The organism is Paenibacillus sp. FSL R7-269 (assembly GCF_000517865.1).
Classification (GTDB): Bacteria; Bacillota; Bacilli; order Paenibacillales; family Paenibacillaceae; genus Paenibacillus_AQ.
The window spans coordinates 1-457 of sequence record NZ_ASPS01000121.1 but is presented as its reverse complement, the minus strand read 5'-3'; the positions used below and the strand labels follow the sequence as shown (position 1 = coordinate 457).

At 48.8% G+C, this 457-nt stretch carries 1 protein-coding gene; it reads right to left on the bottom strand.

The features are described 5' to 3' along the window. Positions 1-35: 35 nt before the first annotated feature. A partial coding sequence (locus C162_RS32195; protein ID WP_036701915.1) for an IS3 family transposase occupies positions 36-457 on the bottom strand: 422 nt, incomplete at its 5' end.

Sequence of the window (457 nt, the reverse complement as noted above, 5' to 3'; positions counted from 1 at the left end):
TGGTCATACCCCTGTCAAGTAGACAGAAGAAAAAACTAAGCAGCCAGCGCGTGTCGATACTCAATCGGCGCGCGCTGTTTCAGTTTCGCCTGAAAACGTTGGTAATTGTAAAAGTAGATATACTCCTCAACTGCTTGATGAATCTCTGCTTCTGACTTACACTGGTGAAGGTACAACTTTTCTGTCTTCAGATGCGAAAAGAAGGATTCGATGCAGGCGTTATCCAGGCAGGTTGCTTTGCGAGAGTGGCTGCCCTTGACGCCGAATGCCTCTAATCGTGTGTTGTACGCCTGAGACGTGTACTGAAAGCCTTGGTCCGAATGGAGCACGGCCTCAGACACGTCTCTTTTCCGCGTCCACTGTTCAACCGTATCCATGACGAGGTTTACGTCGTTTCGCTCCGAGATCTGCCAAGCTACAATCTCATTGTTAAAGAGGTCCTGAATCGCAGACAGAT